22 protein-coding genes are annotated in these 18,011 nt (G+C 39.0%); all 22 read right to left on the bottom strand.

The genetic code is table 11. The features are described 5' to 3' along the window. Positions 1-16: 16 nt before the first annotated feature. Positions 17-2,896 carry a conjugative transfer ATPase gene (locus ACNAV8_RS04245; RefSeq protein ID WP_103854639.1) on the bottom strand — a complete coding sequence of 960 codons (2,880 nt, stop codon included), beginning with the start codon at positions 2,894-2,896 and terminating at the stop codon, positions 17-19. Positions 2,897-2,904: 8 nt separating this feature from the next. Then, positions 2,905-3,318: a TIGR03751 family conjugal transfer lipoprotein gene (locus ACNAV8_RS04240; RefSeq protein ID WP_103854640.1), complete on the bottom strand. Its 414-nt coding sequence runs from the start codon at positions 3,316-3,318 to the stop codon at positions 2,905-2,907. Positions 3,319-3,332: 14 nt separating this feature from the next. Then, positions 3,333-4,739 carry a TIGR03752 family integrating conjugative element protein gene (locus tag ACNAV8_RS04235; RefSeq protein WP_415777271.1) on the bottom strand — a complete coding sequence of 469 codons (1,407 nt, stop codon included), beginning with the start codon at positions 4,737-4,739 and terminating at the stop codon, positions 3,333-3,335. An 11-nt stretch (positions 4,740-4,750) separates the two neighbouring features. Continuing rightward, positions 4,751-5,611 (bottom strand): TIGR03749 family integrating conjugative element protein, encoded by an 861-nt coding sequence (locus ACNAV8_RS04230; RefSeq protein WP_103854641.1) that lies wholly within the window; start codon positions 5,609-5,611, stop codon positions 4,751-4,753. Between the two features lie 10 nt (positions 5,612-5,621). Further along, the gene (locus tag ACNAV8_RS04225; protein WP_103854642.1) at positions 5,622-6,260 is read right to left on the bottom strand and encodes a PFL_4703 family integrating conjugative element protein; all 639 of its coding nucleotides are present in this window, start codon (positions 6,258-6,260) and stop codon (positions 5,622-5,624) included. Positions 6,261-6,269: 9 nt separating this feature from the next. Beyond that, on the bottom strand, positions 6,270-6,623 hold the full coding sequence (locus ACNAV8_RS04220; RefSeq protein ID WP_415777270.1) for a TIGR03750 family conjugal transfer protein: 354 nt from the start codon (positions 6,621-6,623) through the stop codon (positions 6,270-6,272). Between the two features lie 9 nt (positions 6,624-6,632). After that, the gene (locus ACNAV8_RS04215; RefSeq protein WP_103854644.1) at positions 6,633-6,998 is read right to left on the bottom strand and encodes a TIGR03745 family integrating conjugative element membrane protein; all 366 of its coding nucleotides are present in this window, start codon (positions 6,996-6,998) and stop codon (positions 6,633-6,635) included. Positions 6,999-7,027: 29 nt separating this feature from the next. Further along, a complete protein-coding gene (locus tag ACNAV8_RS04210; protein ID WP_415777269.1) occupies positions 7,028-7,261 on the bottom strand; it encodes a DUF3262 family protein in 234 nt (77 codons plus the stop codon). Then, positions 7,258-7,584: an integrative conjugative element protein, RAQPRD family gene (locus tag ACNAV8_RS04205; RefSeq protein ID WP_103854645.1), complete on the bottom strand. Its 327-nt coding sequence runs from the start codon at positions 7,582-7,584 to the stop codon at positions 7,258-7,260. Before ACNAV8_RS04205 ends, ACNAV8_RS04210 begins: the two co-directional genes overlap by 4 nt. A gap of 331 nt (positions 7,585-7,915) precedes the next feature. Beyond that, entirely contained in the window at positions 7,916-8,443 is a 528-nt protein-coding gene (locus ACNAV8_RS04200) for a hypothetical protein (protein WP_103854646.1), read from the bottom strand. Positions 8,444-8,485: 42 nt separating this feature from the next. Further along, positions 8,486-9,175 carry a TIGR03747 family integrating conjugative element membrane protein gene (locus tag ACNAV8_RS04195; protein WP_103854647.1) on the bottom strand — a complete coding sequence of 230 codons (690 nt, stop codon included), beginning with the start codon at positions 9,173-9,175 and terminating at the stop codon, positions 8,486-8,488. Between the two features lies 1 nt (position 9,176). Then, positions 9,177-9,518 (bottom strand): hypothetical protein, encoded by a 342-nt coding sequence (locus ACNAV8_RS04190; protein ID WP_103854648.1) that lies wholly within the window; start codon positions 9,516-9,518, stop codon positions 9,177-9,179. After that, entirely contained in the window at positions 9,496-11,670 is a 2,175-nt protein-coding gene (gene traD / locus ACNAV8_RS04185; RefSeq protein ID WP_103854649.1) for a type IV conjugative transfer system coupling protein TraD, read from the bottom strand. Before traD ends, ACNAV8_RS04190 begins: the two co-directional genes overlap by 23 nt. Next, a complete protein-coding gene (locus ACNAV8_RS04180; RefSeq protein ID WP_103854650.1) occupies positions 11,667-12,179 on the bottom strand; it encodes an integrating conjugative element protein in 513 nt (170 codons plus the stop codon). The genes traD and ACNAV8_RS04180 overlap by 4 nt, the downstream gene beginning before the upstream one ends. A 256-nt stretch (positions 12,180-12,435) precedes the next feature. After that, positions 12,436-12,795: a hypothetical protein gene (locus ACNAV8_RS04175; RefSeq protein ID WP_415777268.1), complete on the bottom strand. Its 360-nt coding sequence runs from the start codon at positions 12,793-12,795 to the stop codon at positions 12,436-12,438. A gap of 12 nt (positions 12,796-12,807) precedes the next feature. Further along, entirely contained in the window at positions 12,808-13,524 is a 717-nt protein-coding gene (locus tag ACNAV8_RS04170; RefSeq protein ID WP_103854653.1) for a lysozyme family protein, read from the bottom strand. Further along, positions 13,503-14,282: a TIGR03759 family integrating conjugative element protein gene (locus tag ACNAV8_RS04165; protein WP_415777267.1), complete on the bottom strand. Its 780-nt coding sequence runs from the start codon at positions 14,280-14,282 to the stop codon at positions 13,503-13,505. The genes ACNAV8_RS04170 and ACNAV8_RS04165 overlap by 22 nt, the downstream gene beginning before the upstream one ends. Positions 14,283-14,336: 54 nt before the next feature. Beyond that, on the bottom strand, positions 14,337-14,909 hold the full coding sequence (pilL2, locus tag ACNAV8_RS04160; RefSeq protein WP_415777266.1) for a PFGI-1 class ICE element type IV pilus protein PilL2: 573 nt from the start codon (positions 14,907-14,909) through the stop codon (positions 14,337-14,339). Positions 14,910-15,121: 212 nt separating this feature from the next. Then, positions 15,122-15,580: a PcfJ domain-containing protein gene (locus ACNAV8_RS04155; RefSeq protein ID WP_103854656.1), complete on the bottom strand. Its 459-nt coding sequence runs from the start codon at positions 15,578-15,580 to the stop codon at positions 15,122-15,124. 397 nt (positions 15,581-15,977) lie between these two features. Continuing rightward, positions 15,978-16,715 carry a hypothetical protein gene (locus ACNAV8_RS04150; protein ID WP_415777265.1) on the bottom strand — a complete coding sequence of 246 codons (738 nt, stop codon included), beginning with the start codon at positions 16,713-16,715 and terminating at the stop codon, positions 15,978-15,980. 125 nt (positions 16,716-16,840) lie between these two features. Continuing rightward, on the bottom strand, positions 16,841-17,206 hold the full coding sequence (locus ACNAV8_RS04145; RefSeq protein ID WP_103854659.1) for a hypothetical protein: 366 nt from the start codon (positions 17,204-17,206) through the stop codon (positions 16,841-16,843). Between the two features lie 83 nt (positions 17,207-17,289). After that, positions 17,290-17,964 (bottom strand): hypothetical protein, encoded by a 675-nt coding sequence (locus ACNAV8_RS04140; protein WP_415777264.1) that lies wholly within the window; start codon positions 17,962-17,964, stop codon positions 17,290-17,292. Positions 17,965-18,011: the final 47 nt, after the last annotated feature.

The raw sequence follows: 18,011 nt of genomic DNA, 5'->3' as shown, positions 1-18,011 counted from the left end.
AATTGGCTGAGATGGGTTAATGTAAAATAGTGTGTGGCGTCTCACTGTCTATCCCCCTTGCTTTATCAATATTTTCAGCAACCTTAATTGCAGCATCGAGCTCTGAAATACCATATTGCCGCATCAGTGCTGCGCGTTCCGCTTTTTCTTCAGGTTCTGTCATCGCCAACGCTAAATATAAACTCGGTGGCACAACACGGAATAAGGCCTCCATTTTTGAGGACAACAAGACGCCTTCCGTATATTTGCGGTTCTCTTTTCTTACTGAAATAATTAAGTTAATTTGTTCATCGCTCAATTTTTTAAATCGAGACACTTGTTCTACCTCGTCTTTTTCAAGGCAAAGTAATTCCCAAAACTCAAGCATTGAAAGAAGCTTAGCCGCATCACCGGGGAAATCTTTTAAGTTTTGTGTTCCCATCCATAACCAAATACCTAGTTTACGCCACATTTTTCCAGCCTTGGTTAGAAAGCGAGCCAACATAGGATTGACGGTGATAATGTGCGACTCATCAGTGATGTTCACGATGGGACGTCCAGAAAACTGGTATTTTTCTCCCAATGAATTGATATGATTAATTAAGGAAATATACGCAATAGCAAGCTGTGCTTCATACCCCTCGCGAGCAAGAGTGGCCAAATCCACTAACGTCACATCAGCATCGGGCCAAATTACTCCTTCTCGGTTAAATAGTTCGGCCTCAAAACTGCCTTCTTGGCAAAACATCCCTATGGATTCTCCCATTTCATACGCGCGATTACGTCTTGCCTCAGGCAGAGACTCGTCTTGACTTAGCATAAAAAGGGCATCTCGAATATCTTGCGTCAGAGTTGTTCGATTTTCCGCATACGTTTTTTCTGCGGCCAAAATAATCGCTCTACGTATCATCGCTTTATCCGCACGCGTCATTTTTTCATCTTCTCTGATTTCACCACCGGTTATCATCAAGCGTGCTGCGATTTCCATCTCCCCTAAAATATCACGCTGATCGTCTCCCTCCTCATCGCTAGATGCTTCCTCATTCTCTATTTCACTTAACGATGTATCATCAATATCACGCAATATTTCTTGCTGAGCTTCAGATAAAGACGGATCGGCAATAAGTTTATGACAATCTGCAAACAGCGGAAGTGAAATTCCCCCACCTGGTTTCAATGTTACGCGATTTACACTCACCCCATAACGTTCAAGATATTCAGCCATTAACCCAAATGAGTTTCCCGCCTCAATCACAAACAATCTAGGGCGATGTATTGCCATCAATTGGGCAATCTTACCGTTAAATGTGGCCGATTTACCTGCACCTGTTGGTCCAAGGATAAGGCAATGCGCAGCTTTGGAACGATCTTCTTTGTTTAATGCATCAAAATCGAGTGGTGCACCACCTCGATTAAAATACGTAATACCTGGATGACGTGTTCCTATGCTACGCCCAAAAACGGGCATTAAATTCGCAATATGTTGCACAAAGTTAAATTTGGTATAGAGGTTTTTACTGTCATCTGCGGGATTAAAACACATTGGCAACCAACGTAAATAGCTGTTAAGTGGCGCAACTTCAGCACCCTCTCGAATCGCAACTAACCCTGTCGATTGTAACGTGGTTCTGAGTTTTCGAGAGCGACGTTTAAGCTCATCCTTGTTCTGTGCCTTTAAATAAAAGGCAAGTGAAGAACGGTATAGCTTGTGTTTTTCTTTTAAAAATTCTTTAACACGCTCACAATCTTTACGCGCATAAATAGATTCCGTATTTTCACCTAAGGCATTATCATAAATGCCTTGAATATGTAACTCTAATAAATCCTGTGGATAGACGACGACCGTCAAAGCCATCACAACCCCTTCGGGCAATAAATCAAATAACGTATTAAAGTTATCTCCGCGTTTCACTTCACCGGTCAAATGCCCGACTTCGGGTGCACGTCTAAGTGAGTCAACCATAATCACTTCGTGAGGCTGTTCATCAAATAGCCAATAATGCCCTTCGGTACGAGGTGGATTAACAAAGAGCGTTTCAGCAAAATCATTACTTAAATACAGATCATCTTTATTTTCCGTTTCTTTAATGGTGTAATGACAGGTCTTATAAAACTCTTCCGGATGATCATAAAGTTCTGGCGCGGGATTAAACCAACGTAGGAGCCACTGATGAATCGCATGACCATCTAAACGTGTTACTCGCACTCCCGCACTTAACAAGGCATTGGTCACTGTTTCACAGGTTGCGTTTAGGTCTTCTAAGGCTAACCCAAGCTCTGTATTGGCATCCACATAACGGTAGATCACCATACGCGTACGTCGTTGCTGCCCTCGCCATTGTGTTCCTGTTACGGTTTTATCCTCAAACAATCCACCTGGTTTCGATATGTCACGCAAATGTTTTGCCATAATATTGAGCCATTGTTCAGTAAATTCCGTCCCTTTGGCATTGGGTCTGACATACTCACGTAGCACTTGCTCATACTCAGCCGACATTTCATCATCCTGACAATAGAACTGGACGACCCAAGGATGTTTATCCAACTCAACAAATGAATCTTGAATGGCATTACAAACTTGCGCTCTAACCATGTTTAAATAATCGGATGATCGTCCTTCTGTTCCAATAACTGCCAATTCAAAGACGGCACCAAGAGAACGGCCATCTTCAAGCAATAAGGCTTTTTCATCATCTAAGAACTCAACCCAAGGCAATTTATCAACAATAGAGGGTTGCGGTTTATACTGTTGCAAATGTTGTGCCGTCGTATATTTTCCTTGTCGTAACAAAAATTGAGGCTTATTTGAGATGTTGTGAGAGATCTCGACTATCGCTTGAGTCTCTTCAACGCTATCCAATTGGGGCGCTATCTTCGCTTTTTTGTGCTTTGTGGTTTTAAACAGTTTTCCAAGCATAGTTACCTCTAGTAATCTCGAGTACGCTCACCAGGCTGTGCATATTGCACGCGTCCATAAAACGGAAATACGGTGGTATAACCAGGGATAGGGACTGGCTCTGCGGTATTGGATAAATGAGGAAAAACAAACATCGCTAAATCAGGATTAGGTAAGCGAGGAAATAAGTTTTTGGCTTCATTTTCCGCGGTGCGGGTATAATGATCAAACTCAGCAGATTGTGCAGCAGGACTCTCAATGGGTCTGACAAATTGTAAGGCATTACGTGCTTCGATTAAGGCTGATTGCGAACCTCCGCCTTGTTTCCACACATCCAGCATCGTTTCCCCATCTGTAGGGAGGAGTTCTTTTTGTGATGTTGAGCAAGCAATTACCCCGAAAGTACAGGTTGAAAGCACAATTATTTTTTTCAGCATAGACATAATAGTATTCCTTCTTAATCCATTTGGCGTGAACCACCTATTGTGGTGTAATTCACTTTTCGAGCCTGTCCGTCATAATCAATTTCAATTTGTTGATCAATATGTACCGCAATTTTTTGACCTGGTGGTACATAAACGGCATCAAACGTTTGACCATAACGTTGTCTTAACCAATCAGAGGTTTCTTTAAGCCCTCCGCCTAATGCTTGACCTAAAATATATTTACCTTGATTGCCTGTTACTGCACCCACAACTGAATTTCCCTCTGCGACCGTCGTCGTTTGTCCCATTGCTAATCCTTGTGCAGCTGCCTCTGCACCGGAAAGGAAAAACTGTGTCGTTAAATACTCCGGTGCATTGGTTTTACGCGTACCTGGAATACAAGGCACCCCTTCAGGGTTAGATAACCAACCAATCCCATTGTTATTATTTTGATTTTTCTTTTGCCCTGTCGAAGTCACAATGCGCCCATCACTGAATACAAAGGTCATACTTTCTACTTTTCCACGGACACAAGACAGCGTCCAATCGCCTGTCGCCGTTCCTGAAATGATTGCTCCTTCAACATCAGGTAACTCAATCCCATTAGCCGTTAAATTTTCTCGTCCAACTAATATTTTGAACGGATAAGGATCGGAAACACTGCCATTAAGTGGCACCCGCCCAAGCAATGCAGTCATAGAGACCGCGCCCATAAGCGTGGCGTTTCTTGGAATGGTATAAAAAGGAAAATTCACGCTTTTTTCTTTCTTTTTATAACGACTTTCTTGGCCAATAAATTCATTTGTTGCTTTACCCAGATGGGTATCATCCAACATTTTAAACGGATTAGAAAAAGTGCTTGTTTTCTGACCTTTGAAATTATTATCAACCACATTACCTTTGCTATCACGATAGACTAAGTCATCAGGTGATACCCATGTCACTGCACCCTCCATATATTGCTCATCTGAGGCAATGCCTTTGCCAATTGGAATATCAGAAGTACTTGTAGTTGTATTGACCTGTTGTTGAACGTGTTGCGATAATTGTGAAAAACGTTGCTCAAATTGAGTCATTAATTCATTTTGTTTTTGATTTACAGCATCTTGAATTTGACGATTTACATTAGATAAATCTCCTCTTAACGTCTGATTTTCACGTTTGAGGCGCTCATTTTCATCATTGGCTTTTTCAATATCTGAACGTACTTGTTTTAATGTCCCAACAAGTGTTTTTAGCGTATCATGTGGCGTATCACCTGCGATGATACCTAACTCTTGCTGCTCTTGCTTTGTCACGTCATAGATCACCCCTTCTGGTGTCGTGCTGATTGATTTTTCAGATTTTCCTCTTGAAAAAATGACAATCACAGTAGCGACTAATCCCAAAAAAATAACAAGAAGGAGTTTTAGCATGCCATTTGATTTATTGATATTCATTCCTTACGCTCCTACTTCTTCAATGCTTTCTTTTTTACTGTCACAATTTTCTTATTAGAGGGCACAAAATGCACCTGCGGAATAAACGCATTGCTTGGATTACCTTCTGTCACAAGATAGACAACCGTTGTATCTTCAGGCGATCCTGTTTCTCCTAGAAACGCATGTTGAAATGTGGCTGCGTAAAAATAACCTTGAAGATAGCGAGGATCTAAATCCACAGGATTTTTAGAGAGATTTTTTATACGCACAGCTGTCACGACATATTCACCTAATCCCCAACTTTCTAATGGCGTACTATGCACATATAAATTAGGTAACAATGTTGGTAGGGATTTTGGTAATTTTAGAGCGACACGACGCACACCAGGTAAAGGCTCGATGGTTCTTAATGGCGCATACAGAGATTGAGCAGCATAACGCGTTAACGCGGCCGGTATCGGTAATTGGCTTGTCAGTGACGTCATCGTCTCCTCATCTGAGACTGCTGTTTGGGGCAGATGTTTATTATTTGTTGCAACATCTTCATTAAATAAAATCCGTACAGGCTCTAAACGCCCTTTATTGGCTCGGCTACGTAGATCAATCAAGATAATCTCACCAGATTCAATATCCCGTAATTGTAATCGACTTAGCTCAAACACATCATTTGATTTTAGGTAGACAGTTCCCCCTGTGCTTTGCACGCGTAACTTGTTCTCTATCTCAGCAGGAATACCGACAGCAACATTCTTATCAACAAAAATTATCCGCTCTTCATTCACATTGAGATCAATAGTTAAAGGTATGCGCTTCCAAGGCATTAATAATTCTGCTTGCGTTAATGTGGTCGCCAAAGAAAGCAATATGGTCAGTAATAATTTAATTTTCATAGACAATTCCCTATTTTTTCTCTGAGACTGGCTCAATTTCTAATCGTTGTGGTGTTGAACGATAACAATTTAGTGCAAGTCCCCAAGGATTGGCTTCGGGATCGACATCATAACGCACCACATTTAGCGGATAACGCACTAGTACACGTTTAACGGGGTTATCCAAATAATATTCATCGGTGCTTAAATCAAGTGTCACATCCCAGCTATCTTGGCTATTGACTTTTACACGCGAATTATCAAAACCACGTCCAGGTATTTCATATACCCCACGTACACGTGAGCGAAGTTCACCTAATAAATTTCTGTTTTCATAATCTTGTTCCAAGAATCGTTGACATTGCGGCGTTAAATAAGCTTGTAAAGAGTGAATATTACGTTTATAATCATACTCACCGTCTTTCGGCCAACGATTAAGTTGCTGGAAAATATAAAATGTAAATGCATAGACCGTTGAAGGAGGAATTTCCCACCAAGCTCGAACAGAGCCTGTCCGTAAATCTGGCGGGTTATGTACGATGATGTTTCTAGGAACGGTATAAAGACCATATCCTAACCCCGTCACCACCATTAATAAAACAACAATAATGATACGCAAACTCTGGATATGAAACCGTTGACTCGTTAACTCGTGTTTATATTTACTCATTATCTGTGATTACCTTGTCCGTTTAATCGCCCAATCCTGTGCAGTAGTAATAAATTTTGAGGGAGAAAACTTGAGCTCAAAAAATCTTTCAAGCCAGTTATCTGGTTTACCCCGTTTTAAGCGCGAAAGATAGACACCGCCAAAACGAATACTCAAAAATAAGGTGGGTACAATGGCTGTGGGTATCCAAACCCAATTACCTAAAAAGAGCACTATCACAACCCCTATTACAAACCCAATACCGAAGCCCGATATTGCAACAATAACAAGCTCTGATATTGTCATACCTCGATAGACCACAGGTGGTTTATTAAGTCTTTCAGGAATAAAGGTGATTGTTTCTGATGATAGATGCTCTTTCATACCGACTTCCTAATTCAAAATATCGACAGCCTTAGTAATTAACCAGATAATGACAACTAGAAGGATGACCCCAACGCCACAAATCATCCCAAACTCACCCCAGCTTTTTTTACCCGATCGAACTTCACCAAAGGTTTCAAGTGCGGCTGTGGCGACTTTTAAAAAAGCGATAGCACTAACGAGTAATCCACCAAAAACGATCCCATCATACGCATAGTTTTTAAGTGTTTCATAAAGCCCTGAGCCTTCACCTTTACTCGGTGCTTCCATTGTCGGTAACGCGGCAAAACTCATCTTAGTAGATGCCATAAATGCGCCTAATGAAACCAAGAGGTTAGTGGCCAGTTTTTTTATTTTTTGATATTGCTTTTTCATTGTGTATTCCTTAATTAATGATTAAAAAATTAATGCAGTAAAAAATAACCCATCACTAAGCTAACCAGTGCAATACGCCCAATCATCCAACCTAATTTATTTAAGGATAATTGTCCTTTTTTTAGACCTTCATATGCACTTGATAAGATATAAGCCCAAACAAAGAAGAACACCGCAAAGATTATTGCCACAATAAAAATTCTGACCTCACCTGCACTGCTTCCCGCACCGATATCAAATGCTTTTATCAGTTCGTTGTTCATTGTGATGCTCTTATTTTGTTATAGTCACCAGAAAGTGTTTTAAGTTGCCTTGGATCTCGAGGTTGCGCACGATCGGTATTCAAATAATAATGAATACCCTCCTTGACTAACTCAATATCTTGGCGCGCTTTCAGATAATCAAAATAGAAACGAGCTTTAACCTGCACTTTTGATGACTGTCTAGCCTGTTGTTGTGCACGATAAAGCGCTTGTTTGGCAGATTCTAATTGTCTGAGTGCCTGATCTAGCTCAGCTTGTTCATTAGCAAAGCTGGGAACGGCAAATAGAGCTGGGAAAAGGAAAATGATTAGTGATTTACGCATTATGGTTCTCCTATCAATGAGTTACTGCAAAGGAAATAATGCAAAAATTACCTCTCAAATGTAATGATTAATTCTATTGAAATTTCAGAGAGTTTTTTAAGACGTGATATGAGAGAGCCCTATGAGAGAAAGGAATAAGCTTAATGCAAGATAAAGAAAAATCATCTTGTGATTTTTATGATATGCCGTAATTTCTAAAACGCAGAGAGTGAGAAAGATACCTGCAACCAAAACAGAAAAGTAAGAGAGTAATAGCATAAACGTCACCTAATAATACAAATTTACTTGCCTATTAGGATAAACAATAAGGGTAAAAAATCGCTACATGAAACTATTTTATAATTTCGTTTAAATAATTTATAACTGTCGGAAATACAGGTAAGATAGATATTATTGATAGAATAATCCCAAATATAGCCAGCAACAAACTGCCTAATTTGTAACGTTTTTCTGAGATAAAAAGAGTATTAATGATCTCGGCTAACTGTCTAATATTTTCAGCATTATCATTCGTTTTTAATAAATTAATTTTATCCATTATATAGCTAGGGAGTTCTGAAAAATTGAACTCTTTCTGATAGTCCTTAAGTAAATCTTCAACACGCTTAGCATTATCGTCATCATTCTCAAGCTCATCTAAGTATAGTTTGGTTAACTGGTTAACTACTTGAAAGCGTTTTATCTTAATTTGATTCGATAGTGCTGTTATACTATATAAAGTCAATTTATTCTTATCAAGTAAACTTTTAGCTTTAACATAGAATGCATTATTTTTTCTTTTTTCAGACAAAGATATCACATAGACTATAATGAATAATATGAGATAAGCCCAGATTACAAAAAATTTATCATATGTCATAACTAATTCAATAAAAAATAGTCTTGGGAAAATTATTACATATTATAAATACTTTTTAAAGTTAGAGGCTGTCAATGATATCATCAACCCAAATAGCACGGCACCAGGAATAAGGATCATATTAGGGTGTATTGCAAAGGGAATAGACAGATAAATAACCCACGCAATAAGCATAACAGGACCTACTGATTTTTTGGCATGATGATATTTAAAAGCAGACTCTCGTCCAATACCAAAACGCCTTAAATCACGTTGTACTAATCCATCAACTAACCCAACCAAGGCAACAAGAATAAATAACGGACTGGTTAATACAATAACAATCAATCTGATAATGAATGTCATCGTGACATACAAAACGGATTCAATATAAGCACGCGCATAAAACCATAGATAGGCAGAAAGACTATCGGGATTTTTTGGTGAGGTTAGCCAACTTTGAAGCCCAGTTTTCACAAACAACCAATGATGAATAAATGCTAGCATTTGCTGTGCCAGTATAACAGGATAGCTATGAATGAGGCTTTGTTGGAACCCTTCAGAAAACCAATTAAATTCAGTAAGCATCACTTGTTTGCTATGTTCAGCCCCTTGTTCTGACCAAAAATACGCAATGCCCACCCATTCAATCATAATACTAAGTAGTAAGGACGTGATAAGCACGCCAATCAGTGTACAGGGACGCGATGACGTTTGCTTGACAGGGCGTTGCGGTACATCATTGCCTTGCATATTAATGTATCCTTCCTTGTTCAAGCAACTCGCATTGAACTAAAATATCACCTTGATACTGCTTCTCAAATCGCATCCAGAAGGCAAATGCATTTTTGTTGGTTAGCCCCACCTCTGGTGCCGTCCAGAGTGATATATCAAATTGTATCAATGCATTAGCCAGCTGATGCAGTGAGTAACGACGTTCATACCAGAGAGGAAAGATGCGTTTTTCAAAAAATCGTAATCGTTCCTCATCAGACATACCACTGCTAGAGCAGAAAAAATATTGACTGTCTAAATCAATCAGACAATCAGGCACAGTTAAAACTGATACAGATTTATTCGCCATGGATATTATCATTTTCTTGCATTTCCTCGTCTTTACGTATATCAAACGTCGTTTGTCTATACTGTGATTGTTGAAAGGCCTCAAGGACATCTTGATTGGGTTTATACTCATCCACCCCTTCCCACCAAGATTGGCTTGTTTGATAGTTTTCTCGCATATACCCCACTAATTTTTGTAGGGATTCGGGCATACAATCATCTTTTCCTTTCGCGGGTAGTGGCATCCGTATTTTCCACAATTTACCACCTTCTAACAAGGCAAAGGCTTGTCCTTTTGGTAAATTAATAATATCTGAAGGAGAGATCAATTTTTGTCGGCTAGTGATCACGCGATCGCCTGTGCTTGAATTAAAATCTTTACTGTCCCCAGGATCGCTAGAGTCGGTGACATTTGACATGGCCATCACATCTAACACACTAACTTCAGGTAATTGATTTGTTAACAGTTCAGCCGTTGAAAACTCTTTAACCCGAAACATTAAAAGCGAGTTAAAGTTACCAATAATTTGCCCAGCTTTCGCTCGATTACCAATACGTGCTTCCACATCAGATAATGTCTGGGTATAGGCAATCACATTAATCCCTGCCCCTCGTGCTTTATTCAGTAATGGAATAAACTCATCGCCAATCAGTTCATTAAATTCATCAGCATGCACATTGATCACTGTTTTTTTGTTAAAAGATTGAGGGAGGCTATCATTGACTCCAAATTTATAAATATGACCTGCCATTGACACTAAGTCAGCAAACATACTGTTACCCACAGAGGCAGCTACAACTAAATCAGATAACGCATCAAGTCCCACATAAACAATGGCTTTTTTACGAATAACGGTTTCCCAATCAAAAATCGGTCTTGGATCAGAAATATCGGAATAATCAGGAGATAACAATTCTGAGACTTTCCCTGTGGTGAGTTTTTCTAATAATGGTAAAAGTGAAGCCACAATTTTATCAAAGTAAGTTTTATCATAGCGTACCGCACTACATAAACCATCTAAAATGGGTTCAAATTCTTTACTTTCTCGAATATATTGTTCAACGGCAACCACCATCGGATCACGCCCTTTCATCGCAATAGAAACGGTCTTTTGATCCAAATTCGCGGCAATTCCTGAAATAGCTAACCAAATTTGCGGATCTTTTTTGTCAAAATAGGTTTTTGCATAATCTAAAAATAACGCATCAATACTACGTACATAACGGGCAATACTCTCATAATCAGGACGAATTCCTAGGGCAACTAATGCTCGCGCGATAATATTGACAAATCGCCAAGCAAACTCTTTAAATGCAGCAGAGTTTCCTGCACCACTTAATTGCCCTGAAATCCGTGAGGCAACCTCAGTAATTTTATTAAAACGACCAATCGCATTATAACGTGCAGATACTTCGGGCCAACCAAGATGAAAGACATAGAATTCATTTTCTCGTCCGGCTCGTTTTGCTTCCGCATACATACGTAAAAGCATATCGGCATCACCCTTAGGATCGACAACGATAACCACTTCACGCTCATCAAAATTACGTCCCCGATGAATATCTTGTGTGACAAGCACTTCTGCACAACGTGTTTTACCAACCCCAGTAGTCCCTTGAACCAAAGTATGACCTGCTCTATCGACCATAGAAAGCATCACATTCATCTCCTGTAATTCAACACCGTGTAACTCCGGTTTACCTCCAACAGGTGGGAGCGGTCTAACAGGGTTAAAAACAGAGTCTGTTGCCGTTAATTTAGCTAGCATGCTTTTTTCATGTTTGCGTTCAAAAGCTCTCACAAAGTTAAATAGCCAAGAAGGTTGAATGTAAGGTCGTGCTTGAGGCAGACCACAATCATGTAAACGCTGAGTATGACGTTGCGTCCATAAAAAGCCTTTCCCCAAAAATAAGTATTTTTGACTTACGGGGATTTGTTTACTGGTTAATTCATAATGAGGTAAGCGTTTTAAATTACGGTGATAACGAAGAATTTGCCAACCTTGATAACCTCGTCTGATTCCTAGTAATGCAAAACCTGCTGCCATACCATAACCAATGTGAGGAGCTAATGCGATAGACCAAGGTGCCAAAATACAGAGTACGACTGCACCTACACAGACAGCGGAAGTATAAAGCTCAACGGGAGGTCGTAATAACGCTTCTACAAGATGTTGTTTACTCATTGTGTGATCCCATCCGCAGTAAGTAAGAAAGGATAATGATAAATCCCTAATCGTTCCGCTAAACTATCCGCAGGTGCTGGCATGAGCATAAGACCAGGGGCTAATTCTCGTAATGCTTGGAGTTCTTGTTGCGTTTCCACATTCACAACAATGCCCATTGCAGAAAGTGTCGTCAATTGCTGATAATGATCTTGCAACCAATTTTTTGAATATTCATCTGCACCAATTAAGAATAACGGCGAAGCACCGGGTAAATTGAATACTTGCGTTTCAACTTTTCCTGGAGATAGCTTATGGGAAACAACTGGTAACAATTGTGCTTCACTTACCTCTGATGGAATCGCATTAGGATGTTGAGGTGCATTGTCCGTATGAACGGGTTGGATAGGCTCATAAAATCGTACCGCACTTTCGCCGCCTAAATCGGCAAACACGGTAAGCACTGCTGAAACAGTACTAGCGCCAAAAACAAACATCGTACTCAAAATGAACGAACGAAATCGGTTCATTTATTTTCTCCTTAAAAAACACATATAGATGAAATAACCTATTACCGCAAAATTCAAACTAATGAGTAGCGTAACCCAATAAATCTGATTGAATAGGGCTTGATAGGCTAAAGGGTAACCTTGCAATCTGGCTAATTGGGCTATCGTTGTCTCAAAATAGGCAGGTGAGAAAAAATAGAGCCATACACAACCATAAACGACGAGAAAACAAATCCCAACAGTGAAAATAAATTTCATAATGGGAATAATCGATTTTTTACTCATCATTTTTCAAATCTCGCAAATTTCTCTTTTCATATTGCACAGTATAGATAATACATTTAAGACATCTAAATGTATGAAGAACGATTACAAGCGATAAGCTAAAATAAAAACACCCAAACAAAATATCGGTAATGATAGGGTAAAACTCAGTGAATGAAATTGCTTTATCAGAGTATTTCAACAACTGTGCATCCAACAAAATAAACGCGAAGGCTAACGTGAGTACTACAATCTTTGCAACAAGGTTAAGCAAACTCATAACGGCCCCGAAGGTGCAGCGACAAGGCTCAGACTTCCAAGTATATAAATAAAGCTGAATTCTTGTTTTAATTACATCAATAACAATGTTCATCGTATCTCCTTCCTATTTAGGCTCAATCCAAACCAATGTGTTACCTTGTGGTTCAACCCAAAAAATTCCTTGATTTTTCACCGCACTTTTAGGGGTAACCCAAGCGTAGTTTTGTTCGTTTAAATGGATTAGATTATTCGCAATTTGTTTATGCAGTCGATAACGCTGGCCTTGATACGCAAGAAATTGCTTGACCGACATACCTTTACGCATACCATTGCGACGCATATTGCGAATATCTTCGGCATTCGCTCGCCCTAACAAGGCTCGATGTAATCCCTCCAAACCAATGTTATGGGCAAGATAGAGATGTTCATCAGTCGGCTTAATGCCTCGTAAGGCAAACTGTTCTAAATGCCAACGGGCTAATAAGGCCGTAGCATAGGTATTTGTGCGGTGATGACGGCGTGGATCGAATTTGGTGCCACGATTTGAGGGGGTTATTAATCGCATTCCAAGCATTTTCCCTCGCGTACTCTGTGCTAACCAATTCCAGGTTTTTTGTGTAAACTGCCCAACGCCTAATGCCCCTGTTGGCGAACGTTTTCCATACCAACCATCTTCCATCTTAATGAGACCGCGTAACATTGATTCGCTTACTTGGTAATGTTGAGCCGATTCTTTGATATATCCATCAATTTCACGACCAAATCCTGAAAATGCAAAGACAGAAGAACATAAGGATAAACTGACTAACCCCACCCTAATCAATACGCGAGAGATAACCATTGTCCATCTCCTTTGATTTGATAAGCAGCAGGCATCTTACCTTTGGCATATTTAAACCATTTGCCATTATCATGATTTAGCGTAATTTGACGGCGTCTTACCTTGTCAATATCAATATTATTTTTCACCGCCCAATCACGGATTTTGTCATCTTTTTGCTCGCTATCCACAACATAGATATCCAGCGGTACAGCTTTTGCATAATCCATAATTTTTCGTAAATCATCACGACAAGGTTCACAATCAGTTCGAGTAAAATAAATCACGCGATTTTCTGTTGAAAATACAGCGTTGCCTGCTTCATCCATCCGGAAAGGTAAAATATTTGGATAGAGTTTTTGGAATGCTTGACTATATGAAATCTGGAAAGCGATTTCTTTCTCTGCGCGTTGAAACTCTTTTTTTGCCAATAATTCGGCAAAATGTTGTCTTTCTGCCTCATTTCTTGCTTCAACCCCTAAGACAACGAGAGGATCGAGATTAGGCGTCCAAATCCCCCGAGGGCCTTTCATGATTTCTTCATAACGCATCCATTCCTCTTGAGTCAATCCCCACTCCGACCATTTATCCACTTGGATATGTTGCTCATTAATGCCATGGACATTTACCTCTTGTGAGACCACATTCTGAATATTCTGTGCCTGATTTAATGTATTCAAGGTAGTTGAATGGTTTGTCTGTATTTGTGCTAAACTTGACATCGACAGAAGATATGCAAGGAAGGAAAAAAATAATGTGTGATAAGAAAATTTTGCCATAGTGATATTCCTAAACTATGTTTTTAGAACATTTTTTCATCAAAAATGTTCTATTTAGTTATTTTTCACTTCATTTTTAATATAAACGTTAGTCTCTGCAGGTATTGGTAATGCCAGTCTACGCTCAAAACAAACTTCACGCTTGGAATCATTAACCGTTAGCTCATGAGCTTCTCCAGCAAGCATTTGGAGTGCATCACGCAACTTCATTGGGCCAAATTTGTAATGGACTTTAGGGAGTGGAAGATTGAATAGATGAGTGATTTCTGGACTAGACAAGCGACATAGTGTATAGCCTGTATTATTTAGTGTCTTTTCAAGCCCCTGACGAACAGAAAGGAGATATTTATTTGTTCCTTTCCCTACCATATTGACCGACACTAATTGGTCCAATAAATATTTTTGCCCGCCCATTGGTGAGGTGCTAATAAGCGTATATCGGTCATAACGTACCACCTCGGGGTATTTTTGATATTCTGATGATTGATAAATATCTTCTTGAACGACTCTCGTTAACTGAAGAGGATCAGGTTGGATAGGTTGAGGTTCTTCATGATGCGGTGCTTTATTGGCGCAACCTGTTAACAAAACACCACATAAAGCGAAACAAAAGGGAGATTTATTCATATATTGCATCCTTTAGTTAAATGGGATTAGAGAAAATAACTATCGGAAGCACTATGCAGAAAAATAATGTGATTTTTAACAGAAAATGAAATATGAAATCTTAACGATTAAATCTATTAGGAAATTTTAAAAGATCATTCCCTCCCTTCAAATGACAAGGCGTTTATCAAAAGAGGCAGTGGCTTACTTTTCGATGATCTTAATACGTCTACCTAGTTCATTTTTGCCTGATTATTAACACATAGAGAATCATTGAGAACAAGACAAAATTGTTTCGCGATATACTCAAGATATTGACTCACAGACTGATTACTTTTACCTCTATGTTGCTCAATTTGCCATTGTTGATTTTGTTTATTTCGATATAAACCCAGCGTAGAATAATGTTGCTTGACTTCTTTTCCTAACTTTTCAGCATATTTTACGGAAAACACTAAATAACATCCTGCATGACATCGTTCAGTATAAGTAAAGATGCAATGCCTCATTCGTTGTCCTTCCTCATAGAGAGCTTTACCTGTCGTCAATGCGGTAAACTCGACCTCTTTAATCTTATAGTAAGGTATATAGCCATCCCAAGATTTTAAAAGCTGTTGTTGATGAATTTCATCTTCCCGCCGTTGCTGTTCTTCAAGGAGTCTACGATGCCACAATTCACTTCGTTCGACCAAACGTCCCCACGTCTACGGCAAGCCTCGTTGCTGCTCATTATCTCTGGCTAAATAGTCAATAATGTCATGGAATCTACCGTTCATATCCCCTTTCAAATAGCTTCTTAATGCCTTAATACCCTCGTTTTTCCAATAGTCTACGGCATATCGGATAAATAGCCTAAGTAAACGTTCCTTGTTCTTATCCGAGATATGTCGATAATCGAAAAGATGCCCGTACATAAAAATTGTTATTTTAAGGCATACTGGAAGTTTTTCTGAGATACCCGGTTGCATCAATACAGAAAGGACATATTTGCAATAAGACCAATTGTGGTATTGCCAAACGCGAATAAATTGGGGAGATTGTCTTTTTATCCAACGCCATTGCTGCTTGCTCTCACAATAAGGCAACGTATCAGTACAAATTTTTTTGATTTGACTGTGGCGTTTCACCGTCACTAGGCGCAACCCAATAGTGATAGCTAAATAGATTGGGATCATCCCAATAGCGAGGATTAATTTGACTTAATAAGGGGAAAAGATTGGGGTATTCACAGGTTACGCGTGCTAATTTGTCAATATGTTTTTGATAAAAAAGGTAATGCCCCAAATGCACTCGATGTCCTTCTATTTTGATAACAGTCGAAACAATAGACTTATCCCAAAAATATTGCCATAACCATTTTGTCAGGCGTTTTGTATGGTTAGCATAGTTTTGTAATATAATACTACGACGCTGTAAGTATTTTTTTAGGATCTCAACCAGTTTATCCTCATAATGCAGCAAGCTATTTTTATTCTCAAGATACTTTTTCCTCAAATACGCTACAATCTTTCTAATGACATTATCTTGTATAATGATTAAAGATTTTAAAGGAAGATTCAAAAAAGGTATCGTATAACAATATTTCAGGTCTTTTTTTGCTCGTTCTTTCTTCCATTGTTGTGATACCAAGCACCAATATTCAACACGAATTAGCCCCGTTTTGTGGTTTTTAGTATAACGATAGAAATTAAACAACGTCAAAACAGCCTCTGTTTCGGTATTTTCCAAACGATAGACCTCATAAAACTTATGCTCAAAAATAAAATCTTTGCAGCTTTGATAAAACATCGTCAGTTTTGGACTGCCAAATAAATTTTTCTTTACCATATACCCCTCAAATAGTGAAGCAATGATCATTGGATAAAAAAGAAAAAAATGTAAGTAAAAAACAATTTTAAAATGACAATAAAAAACCCGTTTATTACATAATAAATGGGTTCGTGAGTTAAATGTTAATGTAATGTGGATTTGATTTCTTCCACTTTTGCCATAAACTCATCAAGCGTATTAATCGCTTCACCATCAATACAAAAATGGCTATCAAAGTCATTCACAAAGGTAAAAACATCGATGCGTTCGTCATCTTCGGCTAAATCAAGCTGCTCAAAGAATAGGCATTCCAACCGACCAATAACCAGGCTTTGGTAAATATTACCAAGGTGAGGAATTTCCTTACAACCTCGTGCAATCTCCCAAACCTCTTCATCTTCAACGCTGGCATCAAAATGAAAGAGAATCGCTTCCCAGTCCGCTAAATTTTCACTTACCCCACCCATATAAAGCAGAGGTACCGTGTTATAGGTTCTGTTGTAGTACATATGTGTTTCTCCTAAATAATCAATCAGAGAGAAACACACCCTAGAGGGAAGTATTTCCCTCTAGGGTTAAGATGGTGTAATAATTAGTTTGCCCGTACAGATAAAGCCACTTGTCCTTTTTCTTGTTCAATGAGCATTAAGGCATCATTGAGCAAACGATGAACTTGCTTTTTCCATTGCTGTAATAATTCCCACGGATTTTGTGGTACTTCAGCAAAACCACGCTGTTTTGTAAGTTCAATGACACATTGAGCTTTGTGCATAATGCTTTCAAGCTCAATGAGCAAACTTTTTACCCAGTACGTTTTACCTGGCGAGATAAAAGAGAAATTACGCATTTGTGCATTGATTTGTTCCATTGCCTCTAACGCCTGCTCTGAGATTAGTTGAAAATCCCAGTGTGTTGGTTTGAGCTCGAATGGACGCCCAAAAGCTAAAAGTGCGTGACTGCCATTTAACAATTGTTGACATTGTTGAATAAAGGCTGGGTTTTGCATTGTTTTTTGAAAACAAGCATGTTCTGGCTCAAACGCCTGAATACAGGCAAAATCCATACTCATTGATTCATCACATTCAATTTCACGTTGGCACTGTGATAATTGACGATAGAACCCTTTCACTGAGGACAGATGAGTCAACTCACTGACACGATCGCAGAGTTTATAGGTTAAATAGATGAATCGTTGCTGAATATTTTTTACGGTTTCATCGTAAATTTGAGCCGCTTCCAAAACTTGGTTTACCGTTAATGTTGTCATGGTGTTTCTCCTTAATTGATAAAAAATGAAAGGGAAACGCCCCATAA

Source organism: Avibacterium endocarditidis (assembly GCF_965138825.1).
Lineage (GTDB): Bacteria > Pseudomonadota > Gammaproteobacteria > Enterobacterales > Pasteurellaceae > Avibacterium > Avibacterium endocarditidis.
This window is presented reverse-complemented; position numbering and strand designations above follow the sequence as displayed.

Excerpts from the sequence above, each read along its gene's own strand:
- ACNAV8_RS04245 (WP_103854639.1), bottom strand. The coding sequence starts at position 2,896 with ATGCTTGGAAAACTGTTTAAAACCACAAAGCACAAAAAAGCGAAGATA.
- ACNAV8_RS04240 (WP_103854640.1), bottom strand. The coding sequence starts at position 3,318 with ATGTCTATGCTGAAAAAAATAATTGTGCTTTCAACCTGTACTTTCGGG.
- ACNAV8_RS04235 (WP_415777271.1), bottom strand. The coding sequence starts at position 4,739 with ATGAATATCAATAAATCAAATGGCATGCTAAAACTCCTTCTTGTTATT.
- ACNAV8_RS04230 (WP_103854641.1), bottom strand. The coding sequence starts at position 5,611 with ATGAAAATTAAATTATTACTGACCATATTGCTTTCTTTGGCGACCACA.
- ACNAV8_RS04225 (WP_103854642.1), bottom strand. The coding sequence starts at position 6,260 with ATGAGTAAATATAAACACGAGTTAACGAGTCAACGGTTTCATATCCAG.
- ACNAV8_RS04220 (WP_415777270.1), bottom strand. The coding sequence starts at position 6,623 with ATGAAAGAGCATCTATCATCAGAAACAATCACCTTTATTCCTGAAAGA.
- ACNAV8_RS04215 (WP_103854644.1), bottom strand. The coding sequence starts at position 6,998 with ATGAAAAAGCAATATCAAAAAATAAAAAAACTGGCCACTAACCTCTTG.
- ACNAV8_RS04210 (WP_415777269.1), bottom strand. The coding sequence starts at position 7,261 with ATGAACAACGAACTGATAAAAGCATTTGATATCGGTGCGGGAAGCAGT.
- ACNAV8_RS04205 (WP_103854645.1), bottom strand. The coding sequence starts at position 7,584 with ATGCGTAAATCACTAATCATTTTCCTTTTCCCAGCTCTATTTGCCGTT.
- ACNAV8_RS04200 (WP_103854646.1), bottom strand. The coding sequence starts at position 8,443 with ATGACATATGATAAATTTTTTGTAATCTGGGCTTATCTCATATTATTC.
- ACNAV8_RS04195 (WP_103854647.1), bottom strand. The coding sequence starts at position 9,175 with ATGCAAGGCAATGATGTACCGCAACGCCCTGTCAAGCAAACGTCATCG.
- ACNAV8_RS04190 (WP_103854648.1), bottom strand. The coding sequence starts at position 9,518 with ATGATAATATCCATGGCGAATAAATCTGTATCAGTTTTAACTGTGCCT.
- traD (WP_103854649.1), bottom strand. The coding sequence starts at position 11,670 with ATGAGTAAACAACATCTTGTAGAAGCGTTATTACGACCTCCCGTTGAG.
- ACNAV8_RS04180 (WP_103854650.1), bottom strand. The coding sequence starts at position 12,179 with ATGAACCGATTTCGTTCGTTCATTTTGAGTACGATGTTTGTTTTTGGC.
- ACNAV8_RS04175 (WP_415777268.1), bottom strand. The coding sequence starts at position 12,795 with ATGAACATTGTTATTGATGTAATTAAAACAAGAATTCAGCTTTATTTA.
- ACNAV8_RS04170 (WP_103854653.1), bottom strand. The coding sequence starts at position 13,524 with ATGGTTATCTCTCGCGTATTGATTAGGGTGGGGTTAGTCAGTTTATCC.
- ACNAV8_RS04165 (WP_415777267.1), bottom strand. The coding sequence starts at position 14,282 with ATGGCAAAATTTTCTTATCACACATTATTTTTTTCCTTCCTTGCATAT.
- pilL2 (WP_415777266.1), bottom strand. The coding sequence starts at position 14,909 with ATGAATAAATCTCCCTTTTGTTTCGCTTTATGTGGTGTTTTGTTAACA.
- ACNAV8_RS04150 (WP_415777265.1), bottom strand. The coding sequence starts at position 16,715 with ATGGTAAAGAAAAATTTATTTGGCAGTCCAAAACTGACGATGTTTTAT.
- ACNAV8_RS04145 (WP_103854659.1), bottom strand. The coding sequence starts at position 17,206 with ATGTACTACAACAGAACCTATAACACGGTACCTCTGCTTTATATGGGT.
- ACNAV8_RS04140 (WP_415777264.1), bottom strand. The coding sequence starts at position 17,964 with ATGACAACATTAACGGTAAACCAAGTTTTGGAAGCGGCTCAAATTTAC.